14 protein-coding genes are annotated in these 15,388 nt (G+C 70.2%); 3 read left to right on the forward strand and 11 right to left on the reverse strand.

From position 1 onward, the window contains the following. Positions 1-6 precede the first annotated feature (6 nt). The 8 genes from AC5Y4Z_RS03070 to AC5Y4Z_RS03105 are packed head-to-tail and all read right to left on the reverse strand — an operon-like array spanning position 7 to position 8,133. On the reverse strand, positions 7-729 hold the full coding sequence (locus AC5Y4Z_RS03070) for a PAS and ANTAR domain-containing protein (protein ID WP_499960791.1): 723 nt from the start codon (positions 727-729) through the stop codon (positions 7-9). Positions 730-789: 60 nt separating this feature from the next. Next, positions 790-1,899, reverse strand: coding sequence for an enolase C-terminal domain-like protein (locus AC5Y4Z_RS03075; RefSeq protein ID WP_499960793.1), 1,110 nt, complete (start codon positions 1,897-1,899; stop codon positions 790-792). 9 nt (positions 1,900-1,908) lie between these two features. Then, entirely contained in the window at positions 1,909-2,358 is a 450-nt protein-coding gene (locus tag AC5Y4Z_RS03080) for a hypothetical protein (protein WP_499960795.1), read from the reverse strand. After that, positions 2,355-3,362, reverse strand: coding sequence for an SDR family oxidoreductase (locus AC5Y4Z_RS03085; protein ID WP_499960796.1), 1,008 nt, complete (start codon positions 3,360-3,362; stop codon positions 2,355-2,357). The genes AC5Y4Z_RS03080 and AC5Y4Z_RS03085 overlap by 4 nt, the downstream gene beginning before the upstream one ends. 44 nt (positions 3,363-3,406) lie before the next feature. After that, on the reverse strand, positions 3,407-5,200 hold the full coding sequence (locus AC5Y4Z_RS03090) for a glycoside hydrolase family 15 protein (protein WP_499960797.1): 1,794 nt from the start codon (positions 5,198-5,200) through the stop codon (positions 3,407-3,409). Next, positions 5,193-6,899 carry a GMC family oxidoreductase gene (locus AC5Y4Z_RS03095; RefSeq protein ID WP_499960798.1) on the reverse strand — a complete coding sequence of 569 codons (1,707 nt, stop codon included), beginning with the start codon at positions 6,897-6,899 and terminating at the stop codon, positions 5,193-5,195. Before AC5Y4Z_RS03095 ends, AC5Y4Z_RS03090 begins: the two co-directional genes overlap by 8 nt. Next, positions 6,899-7,645: a gluconate 2-dehydrogenase subunit 3 family protein gene (locus tag AC5Y4Z_RS03100; RefSeq protein ID WP_499960799.1), complete on the reverse strand. Its 747-nt coding sequence runs from the start codon at positions 7,643-7,645 to the stop codon at positions 6,899-6,901. The genes AC5Y4Z_RS03095 and AC5Y4Z_RS03100 overlap by 1 nt, the downstream gene beginning before the upstream one ends. An 8-nt stretch (positions 7,646-7,653) precedes the next feature. After that, on the reverse strand, positions 7,654-8,133 hold the full coding sequence (locus AC5Y4Z_RS03105; protein ID WP_499960800.1) for a hypothetical protein: 480 nt from the start codon (positions 8,131-8,133) through the stop codon (positions 7,654-7,656). Positions 8,134-8,396: 263 nt separating this feature from the next. On the opposite strand from AC5Y4Z_RS03105, the gene AC5Y4Z_RS03110 reads away from it, so the two are divergent. Genes AC5Y4Z_RS03110 through AC5Y4Z_RS03120 form a run of 3 tightly spaced genes read left to right on the forward strand, consistent with a single transcriptional unit; the run spans position 8,397 to position 13,200 of the window. Further along, a complete protein-coding gene (locus AC5Y4Z_RS03110) occupies positions 8,397-9,923 on the forward strand; it encodes an HNH endonuclease signature motif containing protein (RefSeq protein ID WP_499960802.1) in 1,527 nt (508 codons plus the stop codon). Positions 9,924-9,956: 33 nt separating this feature from the next. After that, positions 9,957-12,992: an acyl-CoA synthetase gene (locus AC5Y4Z_RS03115; RefSeq protein WP_499960804.1), complete on the forward strand. Its 3,036-nt coding sequence runs from the start codon at positions 9,957-9,959 to the stop codon at positions 12,990-12,992. Continuing rightward, positions 12,985-13,200: a Trm112 family protein gene (locus AC5Y4Z_RS03120; protein WP_499960806.1), complete on the forward strand. Its 216-nt coding sequence runs from the start codon at positions 12,985-12,987 to the stop codon at positions 13,198-13,200. Before AC5Y4Z_RS03115 ends, AC5Y4Z_RS03120 begins: the two co-directional genes overlap by 8 nt. On the opposite strand, the gene AC5Y4Z_RS03125 is transcribed toward AC5Y4Z_RS03120, so the two are convergent. The 3 genes from AC5Y4Z_RS03125 to AC5Y4Z_RS03135 are packed head-to-tail and all read right to left on the reverse strand — an operon-like array spanning position 13,166 to position 15,296. Continuing rightward, positions 13,166-13,783, reverse strand: a complete 618-nt coding sequence (locus tag AC5Y4Z_RS03125) for a TetR/AcrR family transcriptional regulator (RefSeq protein WP_499960807.1) — start codon at positions 13,781-13,783, stop codon at positions 13,166-13,168. The genes AC5Y4Z_RS03120 and AC5Y4Z_RS03125 overlap by 35 nt on opposite strands. After that, a complete protein-coding gene (locus AC5Y4Z_RS03130; protein WP_499960810.1) occupies positions 13,780-14,598 on the reverse strand; it encodes an ABC transporter permease in 819 nt (272 codons plus the stop codon). The genes AC5Y4Z_RS03125 and AC5Y4Z_RS03130 overlap by 4 nt, the downstream gene beginning before the upstream one ends. Beyond that, positions 14,532-15,296, reverse strand: a complete 765-nt coding sequence (locus AC5Y4Z_RS03135) for an ABC transporter ATP-binding protein (RefSeq protein ID WP_499960811.1) — start codon at positions 15,294-15,296, stop codon at positions 14,532-14,534. Before AC5Y4Z_RS03135 ends, AC5Y4Z_RS03130 begins: the two co-directional genes overlap by 67 nt. Positions 15,297-15,388 lie beyond the last annotated feature (92 nt).

Here is a 15,388-nt window from a genome sequence, read left to right on the forward strand (position 1 = left end):
GGGCAATTATTCGAGAGTGAGCAGCGCGTGGTCGATGTGGGTGCGGGTGTCGGCCGACGTCTTGCCGGCCACCGCGTCCAGGAAGCGGGTGGCGAGCTCGCGCACCTTGAGGTTGGTCTCCTGGGACCGCCACACCAGGATGTCGAAGGCGCGTTCGGCGGTGATCCCGTAGGCGGCCATCAGCACGCCCTTGGCCTGCTCGATGCGGGCGCGGGCGCCGGCCACCGCCTCCAGGACGTGGGTGATGTCGGAGTGCAGCGAGTCCGTGACGTCGACGTAGAACCCGGAGGTGCCGATCAGCGCCCCGGCGTCGTCGACCATCCGGTCGCCCGCGACGACGACGCAGTGAGTGTGTCCCTGGGTGTCGACGATGCGGTGGCGGCTGCTGAACGGCTTGCCCTTGTGCACGTGGTCGAGCACGGCCGCCACGCGCTCCCGGTCGTCGGGGTGTTTGTGCTGCAGCAGCAGCTCGGTGGTGGGCTCGACTTCGCCCGGCTCGTAGCCGTGCATGCGCGCGACGGGATCCGACCATTCCCAGCGCTGGCCGTCCAGGAAGAACCGGAACCGCCCGACCTTCTGCGGATCACCCAGCCCCAGGACCAGGTCGACGGCGCCGAGCTCCTGCTGCTCGAGCACGTCCGACATGAACGCCTCGGACCGCGCCGCGTCGTCAGCCGACGCCTGCCCGTTGCGACGCTCATATGTCTCGCCTTCGAAGTTCACACTCATCCGCTAAAAATGCCCATTCTCGTGCGCGTTCATGCATGGCATTTCGACTTTTCGAGCGCGTCACTTCACCCGGTACTGCTCGGCGTCGCGGTGCTTGAACTCCAGGCCCAGCCCGGGGGTTTGCTGGTCCGGGCGCAGCGCCCCGCCCTCGGGGTCCAGGGCGCCGTCGAAGAGCAGGTGCTCGATGCGGTGGTGGTCGTGAAAGTACTCGAGGTGGCGCAGGTTGGGGATCGCGGCGGCGACGTGGGCGTGCAGGTTGGGGGCGCAGTGCCCGGAGACGTCGACGTTGTGCGCGGCGGCGACGGCCGCGGCCCGCAGCCAGTCGGTGATGCCGCCGCAGCGGGTGACGTCGATCTGCAGGCAGTCGACGGCCTCGGCGGCCAGCATCCGGCGGAAATAGGTGAGGTCGTAGCCGTATTCGCCGGCGGTGACGTCCGGGGTCACCTGGTCGCGCACCTCCCGCAGCCCGGCGAGGTCATCGGAGGACACGGGTTCCTCGAACCAGGTGACGTCGTGGTCGGCCATGGCGTGGGCGACCCGGATCGCCTGCTTGCGGCGGTAGCCGCCGTTGGCGTCGACGTACAGTTCGGTGTCGGGCCCGATCACCTTGCGCGCCAAGGCGATCCGCTCCAGGTCGCGGCGCTCGTCGGAGCCCGACGACTCGCCGATCTTGATCTTGACGCGGGGGATCTTCCAGGCGTCGACCCAGCGCTCGAGTTGGGCGCGCGTCGCGTGCTCGTCGTAGGTGGTGAAGCCGCCGCTGCCGTAGATCGGCACCTCCGGGCGCGCCACCCCGAGCAGCCGGCACACGGGCAGGTCGAGCAGCTTGCCCTTGACGTCCCACAGCGCGGTGTCGACGGCCGAGATCGCGCAGGAGGCCAGGCCGGGGCGCCCGCTGTTGCGGATCGCGCGGACCATCGACTCCCACGCGCCGGGGATGTCCAGGGCGCTGTGTCCGCGGACGGCGCTCGCGAGCGGCCCGGTGATCAATTGGCCGCAGGCGCCGGCGGCGTAGGTGTAGCCGAGCCCGCGCCGGCCGCCCGCGACCACCTCGGCCAGCACCAGCGTGGTCGACGACCAGGCGAACGTGCCGTCGGCTTCCGGTGCGTCGGTGGGGATTTCGTACACCTGCGCGGTGACCTCGTCGATGCAGGCGTCGGGGCGGACCATCGGGGCCTCCTAGATGTTGAGGGCGGCGCGGGCCGTGCCGGGCAGGGTGTGCCGGGTAATCGGCGCGGCGATCTCATGGCGCAGGCGGGCGAGCGCGCCCAGCGCATCGTCGGTTTGCGACGGCTTGGCGTCCGCGCGGCGGGCGTCCGCGGCGCCGGCGACGGCGAACAGGGCGGCGATCGCGGCGCTGGCCAGCGTCAGCCGTCGCGACCGGCGGTCCACGGCGGCCCACGCGAGCATCGTGGCCGAGTGCACGAGGTCGACCTCGGCGCCCAGGGCCAGGGACACGGCGTCGGGGCGGATGTCGGTCGCCACGGCCTGGGTCAGCAGCCGCGCGCCCAGGATCCGGGTCACCGCCCGCTCCCGCGTGGTCGCGGTCTGACCGGTGACCAGCCGCAGCACCGGGCTGGGGACGGCGAGCAGCACCAACCCGTAGACGATGCGCGCCCACGCGGTCATCGGGCCAGGCGGTCGGCGACCAAGGCGCCCAGCGCGCCCAGCGCGCCCAGGGCACCGGCGCCGCCCATGACGGGGTGCTGGGAGAACCACACCTGAGGGCTGTGGGCGTGGGACTCGTCGTCGAATTCGCCGTGGGCGCCGTGGTCGCTGCCGGGCTCCTGATCGACCGGCGCCCACAGGTTGCTCGGCTGCTGGCCGTTGACGCGTTCCTCGGTCTGCTGCGAGTCGTACCCGGTGCGGCCGAGGTAGCGGTCGAGCAGGGGAGCGAGGAACTTCTGACCGAGGAGGGTGACCGCGGTGGAATCGCCGACCCAATATTGTTTGCGCTCCGGGTGATCGGCGGCGTACGCGACGCCCCGCGCGGCCACCTCGGGCTGATAGATCGGCGGCACCGGCTGGGGATGGCGGGGCAGGCGGGACAGCACCCAGGAGAACTGTGGGGTGTTGACCGCGGGCATCTGCACCACGGTGATCCGCACGTTGGAGCCCTCGTGCAGCAACTCGCAGCGCACCGACTCGGTGAACCCGTTGACGGCGTGCTTGGCGCCGCAATAGGCCGACTGCAGCGGGATGGATCGCTGGCCCAGCGCCGAACCGACCTGCACGATGGTGCCGCGGTCGCGCGGCTTCATCTTCGCCAGCGCCGCCATGGTGCCGTACACGTACCCGAGGTAGGTCACCTCCGTGACGCGTTTGAACTCCTCGGCGGAGATCTCCCAGAAGGGCGCGAACACCGACGTGAACGCGACGTTGACCCAGACGTCGATGGGCCCGAACGCCGCCTCGGTCTCGTCGGCGGCGGCCTCGACGGCCCGGGCGTCGGCCACGTCGGTCGGGATGGCCAGCGCCTTGCCGCCGCCGGCCTCGACGTCGGCTGCCGCCCCCTCGAGCCCGGCCGCGCCTCGCGCGACCAGGGCGACGTTGGCGCCGCGCTGCCCGAACAACTGGGCGGTGGCGCGGCCGATCCCGGCGCTGGCTCCGGTGATGAGCACGGTCTGTGTCATGGGGAAATGCCTTTCTCTGCAGTCGTTTTCGTCGGCCTGTCTTTTCAGTCGTGGTGGACGGCGTCCTCGGACAGGGTGGCCGTGCATTCCAGCAGCAGCGCGTGCGCGAACGCCTGCGGCAGGTTGCCGCGCAGCTGGCGCTGCCTGACGTCGTATTCCTCGCAGAACAGCCCCGGCGGTCCGCACGCGGAGCGGTTGCGCTCGAACCAGCGCATCGCGCAGTGGGAGTGGCCCAGTTGGTGTTCGGCCAGCGCCATCATGAACCCGCACAGCAAAAAGGCGCCCTCGGCCTCGCCGAGGTCGCGCTCGTCGTGGCGGAAGCGGTAGACGAACCCGTCGTGGGCCAGGTCGCGGCGGACCACGTCCAGCGTGGCCCGGGTGCGCGGGTCCTCGGCGGGCACGGCGCCGCGCACGGCCGCCAGCAGCAGCGACGCGTCGACCCCCGCCCGCTGCGGGCTGCGCTGCCAGTAGCCGCCGTGCGGGTTCAGGCTGCTGGCCGCCGTCTCGGCGAGGATCGCGTCGGCAAGCGAGGCGCACGAGGCGACCTCGTGGCCGGCGCCGGCCACCTTGGCGATGGCGCGCAGCCCCGCCACGCATGCCAGTCGGGACTGCGTCCAGAGCTCGTCGTCGATCTCCCAGATCCCGGCATCCGGTTCGCGCCAACGCTTTTCGATGGCGCCGATGGCGGCCTGCGCGGCGCGCCAGCCCTCGGCGTCGAGGCGGTCGGCGCTGCCGGCGCGGGCCAGCAGCTGCAGCGCCTCGCCGAACACGTCGAGCTGGAATTGCTGGTTGACCCAGTTGCCGACCTTGTCGTTGCCGCCCGGGTAGCCGGGCAGGTCCAGGGTTTCCTCGCTGGGGACGCTGCCGCCGGTGACGGTGTAGGCGGGCTTGAGCTGCGGGCCGTCCTCGAGCAGCCGGGCGCCGACGAACTCGACGGCGCCGTCGAGCAGCTCGGTCGCCCCGACGGCCGCGGCGGCCATGCCCGCGTACACCTGGTCGCGGATCCATGCGTAGCGGTAGTCGTAGTTCTGGTTGGTGTGCGCGCGTTCGGGCAGGCTCATGGTGGCCGCGGCGACCATGCCACCGCCGCTGCTGGTCAGCCCGCGCAACACCGCGTACGAGTGGCGCCCGTCGCGCGGCGCGACGGTGCAGTTCAGTTCCGGCACGCTGCGCTGCCAGGTGGCCGCCGTGGCGTCCCAGGCGATGTCGGGGTCGGGCGGCTCGTCGGGCAGCGCGCGCTCGGACAGCTCCAGCACGAGGTCGTGGTGGCGGCCCTCCTCGATGGTGAGCTCACCGACCAACAACTCGCCCCGGTCGCGCGCCGTGTGTCCCGGCCGCGCGTCGCCCCCGCCCGCCCAGCGCCACCGCAGCCGCCCCGACCGTCCGCTCCACACCCCACCCTCGCGGCTCGGCTGGCCCAGGCCGTGGCTGCCGAACGCGGCGCTCGGCCGCAGCAGCACCCGCACCTTCGCGGTGCCGCGGCAACCGGTCAGGCGGCGCAGCAGCACCACCCGGTCCGGGTCGCCCGGGAAGGCCAGCGCCTCACGGCATTCCACGATGGCGTCGCGGGTGGTCCACCGGTTGCGCCAGATCAGGCTGCCCGGCTCGTAGTAGCCGCCCCAGACGTTCCGGGTGTCGGTGGGGGTGATCGCATAGACCCCGCCGCCGCCGATCAGCGAGGAGAAGACGGCCTCGGATTCCCACCGCGGCGCGCACAGCCACGCCACATCGCCGCGCGGCCCGAGCAGCGCGCCGCGCTCGCCGTCGGCGATGAGCGCGTACTCGCGCAGCACCCGCGGCGGGAAGGCCGCCTCGACGTCGATGGTCTGCTCAGCCACGAGCCCCCGCCTTGGCCCGTCGGGCGCCGGCTGGGGTGTCCGTGCGAATCTGGCCGCCGGCCATCCGTTCGGCCAGCCGCGAGGCCAGCGCCATGATCGTCAGCGCGGGATTGGCCGAACCCTGCGTCGGGCAGACCGAACCGTCGGCGAGGAACAGGTTGGGCACGCCCCACACGCGGTGATCGGAGTCCACGACCGAGTTTTCCGGGCCGGTGCCCATGCGGGCGCCGCCGATCAGGTGCGCGAAGCGCTGGATGGTGAGCACGTCCTGGGCGTCGGCGGCGTGCAGGACGTCCGCGATCACCTTGGTGGAGTACTCCATGTTGGCCTTGTCGTTGTCGCACAGCGTGTAGTCGAACCGGGCCACCGGGATGCCGTACTGGTCGCGCTCCTCGGCCAGCGTGACCCGGTTGTCGGGGCGCGGCAGCAGCTCGTTGAGGACGCCGATGGTCGCCCAATGGTTGTAGTCGCGCATGTACTCTCGCAGCGCGCGGCCCCAATGCCCTTCGGCGAGAACGTGTTCGGCCCATCCGATGGGCAGCGGCGACACGGTCTGGATGGAGAAGCCGCGGGCGAACCCGCGCGCGGGGTCGGTCTCGTAGAACTGCTCGGAGGACACCTCCGGCGGCGGCGCCTTGTACATCCGGACCTCTTCGGACCACCGGCCCGCCGACTGCGTGGCGCCCTGCACCATCACGTAGCGCCCGACCTGGTCGTCGTTGTTGCCCAACCCGTGGGGGAAGCGTTCGCTGGCCGAGTTCAGCAGCAGGCGCGGCGTTTCGATGGAATAGCCCGCGATCGCAACGACTTTGGCGCGCTGCAGCCGCTCGGTGCCGCCGGCCTCGTCGTAGTAGACCACGCCCTTGGCCGCACCGGTCTCGTCGAGTTCGACGCGCGCGGCCATGCAGTTGGCGCGGATCTCCACGGCGTGCGCCAGCGCGTCGGGCAGGTGCGTGACGTACGGGCTGGCCTTGGCGTTGACCTTGCAGCCCTGCAGGCAGTAGCCGCGGTAGATGCAGTGCGGGCGGTTGCCGAAGGTGCCGTTGACGATGCCGACCGGCCCCACCCGCATCTCGATGCCGAGCTTCAGCGCGCCCTCCCACATCTTGGCGGCCGCTCCCGAGATCGGGTGGGGGGCAAACGGATACCGGTGCGGCTCGCCCCACGGCCAGTTCTGGCCGGCCACCGGCAGCTCGAGCTCGATGCGCTCGTAGTGGCGGCGGATGTCGTCGTAGCGGAGCGGCCAGTCGGCCCCGACGCCGTCGAGGGTGTAGGTCTGAAAGTCGCTGGGGTGAAACCGCGGGCAGTATCCGGCGTAGTGGACCATCGAGCCGCCCACGCCGCGCCCGGAGTTGTTCTTGCCCAACTCGATCGGGTCGTCGCCGCCGATGATGCGCTTCTGCGTCCAGTACAGCTCGTGGGAGCCGGCCTCGTCGGAGACCCAGTCCTCGTCGGGGTGCCAGAACGGGCCGGCCTCGAGTATCACGATCCGCCAGCCCGCGCGCGCCAGCCGTTGCGCCAGCACCGATCCGCCCGCGCCCGCGCCGACGACCACGAGGTCGACCTCGTCGTCGTCGCGGTAGCGGCGCATGGTCTTTTCGCCGGGCAGGTCGCGCGTGTGCACGTCGAGCAGGAAGCGGGAGTCGTTGTCCTTCGGTCCGATCGCTCCCTTGAGCAGGCCGCGCCAGAAGTCGCCCATTACGCCTCACCGTCCTTGACGACTTTGACCGGGTCCTCGTCGGTGGCGCCGGGGGTCTCGAACGGTTCGCGCGCCGCCGCCGGTCCGGTGGCGCCGCCCAAACGCATGAACCCGCGCGGGTAGGCCGGGCCGCCGAAACCGATCTCGTTCCACGCCCAGGGGTGGGAGTAGAAGCCCGACAGCGTCATTCGCATGCATACCGACCAGGCGCGCTTGACGTTCAGCCGCTCCCATGTCCCGCCGTCGAGCTTGCCCTGGGAGAACTGGCCGATGATCTCTTCGCGGATGTCGGGCCCGGCCGCGGCGAACGAGGCCTTGCCGTAGCGGCCCGAGGCGGTCTCGTCGAGCGCGCGCAGCACCAGCCGCCAAGTGTCGCGGTCGTCGGGCATGTCGGCGTACTGGTAGCCGTCGAGGCGCCCGTCGGCGAGCTTGGAGTCGACGGACTCGGCCGCCGGGACGCGAGGCTCGGTGTCCTGCGCCAGCACCGTGTCGCAGAACGCGCGCAGGCACGGCTCCTCGCCCGCGGTGAAAAACCGCAGGGGGCCGGGCGGTTCCAGCCGGGCCAGCACCACCTTGCGGGTGGCCTCGTCCCACGTGTCCTTGGTTGTTAGCACGTCGAAATCGGGGTAGCGCCCGATCATCTGCGGGGTGGTGCCGCGGCGCTGCCTGGGCAGCCAGGATGGGTGCGGGGGCTTGCCATCGGGGCGCAGGTTGGGCAAATGGTCGGGCTGCGAGGTGTCGGCCATCGGAATCTCTACCCCCGGAACCGTTCGCGGCGCAGGATCGACGCCAGCAGTCCCATCCCCCCGACCAAGCACATCAGTCCCGGTGCCGCGATCGGCGGGCCCATGGGAACGTTGTAGGACGCGTGCTTCCAGCCGCCCGGTTTGCGGGCGACCCCGCGGGCGTGCAGGTACTCACCCATGAGGCCGTTGGCGGTGTAGATGCCGGCCGTGATCGGCAGCCATACCTTGGCCCAGCGCCGCGAGAACACCCCGCCGATCCCGGCGACGACCACCGGCGGGGTGACCACGATCGGGCTCCACATCCACTTGTTGCCGAAGCTGGCCTTGTAATGCTCGAAATAGATTTCGGCCGTCGTGACGAGGGCGGCCATGGCCGTCAGCCCGGACAGCGAGCGTTCGAAGCGGCCGTGGGCGATGTTGTACAGCGCCCGCTCGGTCAGGTGCTCGGCCTCATCCGTGCGCCGACCGCCGTTGCCTAACAAGAACATTGGTTGCCCTTCCTCGCTCATGTGCCGACCCGTGCCGACGATCACTGCTCCGCGCCGGCGCGCTCGCTGAGCGCGCCCAGCTGGGTGTTCAACCGAGGTAGGTCCTGACGGCATGCAGACGTGCGTCGCGAACCTCGCGCCTTCGGTAGATAACCCAATTCGACGCTGGTCGAAACGGGGGCCGCAGGAGCCGGCTTTTACGCCCAGGAGTTGGGGCCGGCCTCAGCCACACCGTGTCGTCGGCGCCTGCTATACTCGAACATATGTTCGATGGATCGGTTTCCGAGTCGCGTGCTGAGGCGATCGCGCGGATGGACGAGATGATCGAGCGTCGTTATCCGTCGACGACGGCGGAGTCGACCGCGTTGGTCAATCGGATTGCGGCGGCGGCGCGGGCGGAGAATCGGGAGGCTGCTGCGCAGTTGGCGGCGATCGGGGAGTTGTTCGGGTATCGGCTTTCGCGCTGTGCGGAGGACGAGAGTTGGGCGATTGACACGATGGCGGCGGTGGCCGCGGAGGTGGCCGCGGCGTTGCGGATCAGCCAGGGGTTGGCGGGCAGCCGGTTGCATTATGCGCGGGCGATGCGCGAGCGCCTGCCGAAGGCGGCCGATGTGTTTCGGGCCGGGGACATCGACTACCGGATGTTTCAAACCCTGGTGTATCGCACCGATCTGATTGTCGATGCCGAGGTGCTGGCGACGGTGGATGCGCAGTTGGCGGCCAATGTGGCGCGCTGGCCGTCGATGACGCAGGGCCGGCTGGCCGGGCAGGTGGACAAGATCGTGGCCAAGGCCGACCGCGATGCGGTGCGCCGGCGCACACAACGTCAGGTCGATCGCGAGGTGTGGATCGGCGATGTCGGCGATGGTCTGGCCGACATTAGCGGCAGCCTGTTCGCCACCGACGCGCACGCGCTGGACCAGCGCCTGGACGCCTTGGCCGCCACGGTGTGTGCGCATGATCCGCGGACCCGTGATCAGCGCCGCGCTGATGCGCTGGGGGCGTTGGCGGCCGGGGCTGATCGGTTGGGGTGTCGCTGCGGGCGCACCGATTGCGCCGCCGGCGCCCGCCGCGCGGCCAGTCCGGTGGCCATCCATGTGATCGCCGAGCAGGCCACCGTCGAGGGCAGCGGCGACACTCCGGGCTCGCAGTGGGGTGCCGATGGGTTGATCCCGCCCGAGGTGGTGGCCGAGTTGGCCAAGTCGGCCAAGCTGGTGCCGTTGTTTCACCCGTGCGATGCCCCGCCGGAGAAGGGCTACGTGCCGTCGAAGGCGTTGGCCGATTTTGTGCGGTGCCGGGATTTGACGTGTCGCTTTCCCGGTTGTGACCGCCCCGCGGTGGAGTGCGAGCTCGACCATACGATCCCCTACGCGCAGGGTGGGCCCACGCATGCGGCCAACCTGAAGTGTTACTGCCCGCTGCATCACTTGATCAAAACCTTCCTCAACTGGAGCGAACGCCAGCTGGCCGATGGGACGTTGATCGTGACCGCGCCGTCCGGGCACACCTACGTCACCACCCCGGGCAGTGCGCTGCTGTTTCCGAGTTTGTGTCGCGCCGTGGGTGGCATGCCCGCCCCGGAAGTCGACCTGCCGCCGCAGGATTATTGCGCCGAGCGCACCGCGATGATGCCGCGGCGGCGGCGCACCCGCGCCCAAGAGCGCGCCACCCGCATCGCCACCGAACGCAACCACAACCGCCAAGCCCGCCAAGCCCGCCGGGTGGCATGGCCCAGCTACTTTGATCCCGTCCCACCTGGCGCCGAGGACGACGAGCCGCCGCCGTTTTAGCAAACCCCCTGGCCAGCACCGCCAAGCACGCTGATGTGCCATGATGTTCCAGCTGTCAAAAGTCAGGGAGCAGCGGTGGATCTCAATATTTCGATGGTCACGCGACCGGTCGGGCGGCTGATCGCCACGGCGCAGAACGGCCTGGAGGTGCTGCGGCTGGGGGGCTTGGAAACCGAGAGTGTTCCGTCGCCGTCCCAGATCGTCGAGAGCGTGCCGATGTACAAGCTGCGGCGGTATTTCCCGCCGGACAGCCGGCCCGGCCAAGCGCCGGTGGGCCCGCCCGTGCTGATGGTCCACCCGATGATGATGTCGGCGGACATGTGGGACGTCACCCGCCAGGACGGTGCGGTGGGCATCCTGCACTCCAGCGGGCTGGACCCCTGGGTCATCGACTTCGGCTCACCGGACAAGGTCGAGGGCGGCATGCGCCGCAACCTGGCCGACCACATCGTCGCGCTCAACCAGGCGATCGACACGGTGAAGGACGCCACCGGCCGCGACGTGCACCTGGTCGGCTATTCGCAGGGCGGGATGTGGTGCTACCAGGTCGCCGCGTACCGGCGCTCGAAGAACCTGGCAAGCATCGTGGCGTTCGGCTCGCCGGTGGACACGCTGGCCGCCCTGCCCATGGGCATCCCGGCCAACTTCGGCGCGGCCGCCGCGAACTTCATGGCCGACCATGTCTTCAGCCGGCTGGCCATCCCAAGTTGGATGGCGCGCACCGGTTTTCAGATGATGGACCCGCTCAAGACTGCCAAGGCCCGGGTCGACTTCGTGCGCCAGCTGCACGACCGGGAGGCACTGCTGCCGCGCGAGCAGCAGCGCAGGTTCCTGGAACGCGAGGGCTGGATCGCGTGGTCGGGACCGGCGATCTCCGAGCTGCTCAAGCAGTTCATCGCGCACAATCGCATGATGACCGGCGGCTTCGCCATCAACGGCCAGCTGGTCACCCTCACCGACATCACCTGCCCGGTGCTGGCGTTCGTCGGCGAGGTCGACGACATCGGGCAGCCGGCCTCGGTGCGTGGCATCCGGCGGGCGGCGCCCTACGCCGAGGTCTACGAACGCTCCATCCGCACAGGGCATTTCGGGCTGGTCGTCGGGTCGAGGGCGGCGCGGGAGAGCTGGCCGACCGTCGCCGCGTGGGTGCGCTGGCTGTCCGAGGGTGGCGACAAGCCCGACGGCATCGACCCGATGGCCGACCAGCCGGCCGAACACACCGACAGCGGGGTCGCGCTCAGCTCGCGGATCGCGCACGAGATCGGGGAGGCGTCCGAAGCGGCGCTGGGGTTGGTGCGCGGCGCGGCCAATACCGTTGTCGCGGCCAACAAGTCGATGCGCAGCCTGGCCGTCGAGACGGTCCGCACGCTGCCGCGACTGGTGCGGCTGGGACAGATCAACGATCACACCCGTATTTCGCTGGGCCGCATCATCGACGAGCAGGCGCACGACGCCCCGCAGGGCGAATTCCTGTTGTTCGACGGCCGCGTGCACACCTACGAGGCCGTCAACCGGCGCATCAACAATGTCGTCCGCGGGCTGATCGAGGTCGGGGTGCGACAGGGCGACCGTGTCGGCGTGCTGATGGAGACCCGGCCCAGCGCGCTCGTCGCCATCGCCGCGCTGTCCCGCCTCGGCGCGGTCGCCGTCGTCATGCATCCCGAATCCGACCTGGCCGCGGCGGTCCGGCTCGGGGGAGTCAGCGAGATCCTGACCGACCCCACCAATCTCGAAGCGGCGCGCCAACTTCCGGGCCAGGTGCTGGTGCTCGGGGGCGGTGAGACGCGCGACTTGCACTTGCCCGAGGACGCGTCTGAAGCCCAAGTCATCGACATGGAGCAGATCGACCCGGACGCCGTCGAGCTGCCCGCGTGGTATCGCCCCAACCCCGGGCTGGCGCGCGACCTGGCGTTCATCGCGTTCAGCGTGGCCGGCGGCGAGCTGGTCGCCCGGCAGATCACCAACTACCGCTGGGCGGTGTCGGCGTTCGGGACCGCCTCGACGGCCTCGCTCGACCGGCGCGACACCGTCTACTGCCTCACCCCGCTGCATCACGAGTCCGCGCTGCTGGTCAGCCTGGGCGGCGCGGTCGTCGGCGGCACCCGCATCGCGCTGTCCCGCGGCCTGCGCCCCGACCGGTTCGTCCAGGAGGTCCGGCAGTACGGCGTGACGGTGGTGTCCTACACCTGGGCGATGCTGCGCGACGTCGTCGACGACCCCGCCTTCGTGCTGCACGGCAACCACCCGGTGCGCCTGTTCATCGGCTCGGGCATGCCGACCGGGCTGTGGCAGCGCGTACTGGACGCGTTCGCGCCGGCGCACGTCGTCGAATTCTTCGCGACGACGGACGGGCAGGCGGTGCTGGCCAACGTGTCCGGGCAGAAGATCGGCAGCAAGGGCCGCCCGCTGCCCGGGGTGGGACGCGTGGTGCTGGGCGCCTACGACGCCGAACACGACCTGATCCTCGAGGACGACCGGGGCTTCGTGCAGGTCGCCGCGCCCCACGAGGTCGGCGTCCTGCTGGCCGCGTCCAACGGGCCGATCGACCCGAGCGCGTCGGTCAAACGCGGCGTCTTCGCCCCCGCCGACACCTGGATATCGAGCGAGTACCTGTTCTACCGCGACAACGACGGCGACTACTGGCTGGCGGGGCGGCGCGGCTCGGTGGTGCACACCGCGCGCGGGATGGTGTTCGCCGAGCCCGTCACCGACGCGCTGAGCTGTATCAACGGCGTCGACCTAGCGGTGACCTACAACGTGCCGTTCGGCAACCTGGATGTCGCGGTCTCGGCGGTGACGTTGTTGCCGGGGGCCAGCATCACCGCCGCGGACCTGACCGAGGCCGTCGCGGACCTGCCGATCGGGCTGGGGCCCGACATCGTGTGCGTGGTACCGGAAATGACGCTGAGCGCCACGTACCGTCCCACCGTCAGCGCGCTGCGGGCGGCCGGGATTCCCAAATCCGGGCGCCACGTGTGGTATTTCGACACCACCAGCGGGCAGTACCGCCGGTTGACCCCGGCCGTGCGGGCGGAATTGAGCGCCGTGTATCGAGGTGACGATGATTGATCAGACCCTGCTCGACATCCTGGTCTGCCCGGCCGACCGCGGCCCGCTGGTACTCGTCGGAGACGAGTTGCTCTACAACCCGCGGCTGCGGCGCGCCTACCGGATCGACGACGGCATCCCGGTGCTGCTGATCGACGAGGCCCGCGACGTCGACGACGACGAGCACGAGCGCCTCATGGCGCGGGCGCGTCCGGCAGATCCCCGGTGAGGTAGCGCTGCAGGTTCGGCGCGATTGTCCGCGCGATCTGATCGGCCGGCAGCGACGCGAACGGCTCCAGTTCCAGGATGTAGCGCGCCATCACGACGCCCACCAGTTGCGACGCGACGAACTGGATGCGGACGACGCCGCTGCCCGGCGGGTCGTCGACGCGGCTGCCCACCTCGACGGCGATCACGTCCTCGATGAACGTGCGAAACAGGTTGACCTCCGAGCCGGCCAAAATCGAGCGCAGCGTGGCGATGAACGCCGCACCGATCTCGGAGTCCCACAGCGGCAACAAGATTGACGGAATCGTGTGGCCGAGTTCCTCCACCGGCACGTCGCGCAGCCGGCCGATGACCTCCATCGGGTCGACGGGGATGTGCACGGCCGCGGCGAACAGCTGCTCCTTGGTGCCGAAGTAGTGATGCACCAACGCCGAGTCGACGCCGGCGGCCGCGGCCACCGCCCGGATCGACGTGTTGCGGATCCCGTTGCGCGCAAACAGCTCTCGAGCGCTGGCCAGGATCCGGTCGCGAGTGCCGGAGTTCCCGGCGGGCCGCCCGGGCCGCCTGCGTTTGGTGGCGGTCACGGTGTCCGTCGCCGCAGCGTCGCCGCGGCCAGGCACAGCGCCGCGACCGCGAAGGCCAGCACGACGACGATGTCGCGCACCGCGGTGTAGGTCAGTTCCGGGTGGGCGCCCACCTGCTGCAGGGCCTCCAGCGCGTAGCTGGCCGGCAGCACGTTGCTGACCCACTGCAGCCAGTGCGCCATCAGCGCGCGGGGCACGATGATGCCGGCCAGCAGCAGCTGGGGGACCATCACCAGCGGGATGAACTGCACGGCCTGAAACTCGGTGCGCGCGAACGCACTACACAACAGGCCCAGCCCGACGCCCACCATGGCGTTGACGATGGCGATCACGAACACCCACACCGGGCTGCCGGCCGTGTCGAAGCCCAGCAGCCAGAACGACACGATGCAAGCGAGGATCGCTTGTGCCGCGGCGGCGATCGAGAATGCGGTGCCGTAGGCGATCAGCAGGTCGAGGCGGCGCAGCGGCGTGGTCAGGATGCGTTCCAGCGTGCCCGAGGCCCGTTCGCGCTGCATCGTGATCGACGTGATGATGAACATCACGAACAGCGGGAACAGGCCGAGCAGGATCAGGCAGGCGTTGTTGAACGGTGACGGCGTGCCGGGGCGGTGCGGCGCGTTTTCGAACATGAAGTACATCAGCGTGATGACCAGGACCGGCACCAAAAGGATCAGCGCGACGCTGCGGTGGTCGGCGGCCAGCTGGCGCAGGATCCGCGTCGTGGTGGCCGCGTACGCCCTCAGGCTCAGCCGGCTTTTGGCGTGGTGCTGCGCCTGATGATGGACAGAAACGCGTCCTCCAGTGACGGACATCCGGTGTCCTCTCGTAGTCGGGTCGGGGTGGTGTGCGCCACGAGGTGGCCCTCGCGCATCAGCAACAGGTCGCCGCAGTGGTCGGCCTCGTCCATCACGTGGCTGGAGACCAGCAGGGTGGTGCCGCCGCGGGCCAGCGCGGCGAACTGCTCCCAGAGGTCGACCCGCAGCACCGGGTCCAGGCCGACGGTGGGCTCGTCGAGCACGAGGAGCTCGGGCTGGCAGACCAGCGCGCACGCGAGCGACACGCGGGTGCGCTGGCCCCCGGAAAGGTTGGCGCAGAAGGCCGTCCGGTGATCGGTGAGCCCGACGCGTTCGATCGCGTCGTCGGCGGCGTCGTTGCCGTATCCGTAGAGCGCGGCGAAGTAGCGGACGTTGTCGACGATCCGCAGGTCGTTGTAGATGGTCGGGTCCTGGGGCATGTATCCCACGCGGTGGCGCAGCGCCGGGCTGCCCGCGGGTCGTCCCAGCACCGTGACGGTGCCCCCGGCGACAATCTGGGTGCCGACGATGCAGCGCATCAGCGTGGTCTTGCCGCAGCCGGAGGGGCCGAGGATGCCGGTGATGCTGCCCTGCGCGATCCGCACCGAAAAGTCTTGCAGCACGGGGCGTTTGAAGCGGGTCACGCGCAGCTGCTGGATGTCGATCGCCGGGGCGCGGCCCCGAGTCAATAATTCATCATTTGATGAACTCATCATGTGATGAATAATCGTCCGATGGTGCGGGCTTGTCAAGGGCGCGCTGGCCCGGGCATTCCGGCGGTTGTGAATCCTGGGCTTTGAAAGTGAAA

It is taken from the genome of Mycobacterium sp. NGS63 (assembly GCF_059812295.1).

Excerpts from the sequence above, each read along its gene's own strand:
- AC5Y4Z_RS03070 (WP_499960791.1), bottom strand. The coding sequence starts at position 729 with ATGAGTGTGAACTTCGAAGGCGAGACATATGAGCGTCGCAACGGGCAG.
- AC5Y4Z_RS03075 (WP_499960793.1), bottom strand. The coding sequence starts at position 1,899 with ATGGTCCGCCCCGACGCCTGCATCGACGAGGTCACCGCGCAGGTGTAC.
- AC5Y4Z_RS03080 (WP_499960795.1), bottom strand. The coding sequence starts at position 2,358 with ATGACCGCGTGGGCGCGCATCGTCTACGGGTTGGTGCTGCTCGCCGTC.
- AC5Y4Z_RS03085 (WP_499960796.1), bottom strand. The coding sequence starts at position 3,362 with ATGACACAGACCGTGCTCATCACCGGAGCCAGCGCCGGGATCGGCCGC.
- AC5Y4Z_RS03095 (WP_499960798.1), bottom strand. The coding sequence starts at position 6,899 with ATGGGCGACTTCTGGCGCGGCCTGCTCAAGGGAGCGATCGGACCGAAG.
- AC5Y4Z_RS03100 (WP_499960799.1), bottom strand. The coding sequence starts at position 7,645 with ATGGCCGACACCTCGCAGCCCGACCATTTGCCCAACCTGCGCCCCGAT.
- AC5Y4Z_RS03105 (WP_499960800.1), bottom strand. The coding sequence starts at position 8,133 with ATGTTCTTGTTAGGCAACGGCGGTCGGCGCACGGATGAGGCCGAGCAC.
- AC5Y4Z_RS03110 (WP_499960802.1), top strand. The coding sequence starts at position 8,397 with ATGTTCGATGGATCGGTTTCCGAGTCGCGTGCTGAGGCGATCGCGCGG.
- AC5Y4Z_RS03115 (WP_499960804.1), top strand. The coding sequence starts at position 9,957 with ATGTGCCATGATGTTCCAGCTGTCAAAAGTCAGGGAGCAGCGGTGGAT.
- AC5Y4Z_RS03120 (WP_499960806.1), top strand. The coding sequence starts at position 12,985 with ATGATTGATCAGACCCTGCTCGACATCCTGGTCTGCCCGGCCGACCGC.
- AC5Y4Z_RS03130 (WP_499960810.1), bottom strand. The coding sequence starts at position 14,598 with ATGTCCGTCACTGGAGGACGCGTTTCTGTCCATCATCAGGCGCAGCAC.
- AC5Y4Z_RS03135 (WP_499960811.1), bottom strand. The coding sequence starts at position 15,296 with ATGATGAGTTCATCAAATGATGAATTATTGACTCGGGGCCGCGCCCCG.